Here is a 682-nt window from a genome sequence, read left to right on the forward strand (position 1 = left end):
GGGGCGCGGGCTGGCTCGGGCGGGCTGAAGGTCGGCGCACGGGCCACAAGCTAGGGGTGCGAGGCTGCGGTGACTACGGTCTGTTCGGCCAGGATCACGGATTGTAGGAAGCTACGGCTACCGGCGGGTTCGACGGGGCCGAAGATCGTCTGTCGGCCGGGGCGCAGGTGCGGCGAGGATGGCGCCGGGCCTGGCGATCGCGGGCCCGGAAAGGCGGCAACCCAGGTGAACGGCAAGCTCAACGGGCATATTCGCGAGCGTCTTCTCGCGAGGAACTTCTGGCACCTCGCGACGGTGGGTGCGGACGGAGCGCCCCAGGTGTCGCCCATGTGGGCGGACATCGAAGGCGAGTACGTCATGGTCAACACCTCCATCGGGCGGGTGAAGGAGGAGAATCTGCGGCGCAATCCGTGCGTTTCGCTGTCCCATCACGACCCTGAGAACCCGTACGACCGGGCGGAGATCCGGGGGAAGGTCGTCCGGTTCGTGGAGGGCGAGGAGGCGGAGCGGGCGATGGACCGGCTCGCGCGGAAGTACCTCGGGGAGGACCGCTATCCGTGGCTGCTGCCCGGGGAACGCCGGGTGATGCTGCTGATCGAGCCGACGCGGGTGCGGAGGCTGGAGGGCGTGGAGCCGTTCCGGGCCGGGGTCCTGCCGGACGGGGCGGCGGGCTGAGGGGCGG

Annotated in this window: 1 protein-coding gene; it reads left to right on the top strand. The window is 70.5% G+C overall.

The genetic code is table 11. The features are described 5' to 3' along the window. The first annotated feature begins 225 nt into the window (after positions 1–225). Positions 226–675, top strand: a complete 450-nt coding sequence (locus CA983_RS44615; protein WP_086606191.1) for a PPOX class F420-dependent oxidoreductase — start codon at positions 226–228, stop codon at positions 673–675. The last annotated feature ends 7 nt before the right edge of the window (positions 676–682 follow it).

Origin of the sequence: Streptomyces swartbergensis (genome assembly GCF_002148965.1) — a bacterium.
GTDB classification, from domain to species: Bacteria; Actinomycetota; Actinomycetes; order Streptomycetales; family Streptomycetaceae; genus Streptomyces; species Streptomyces swartbergensis.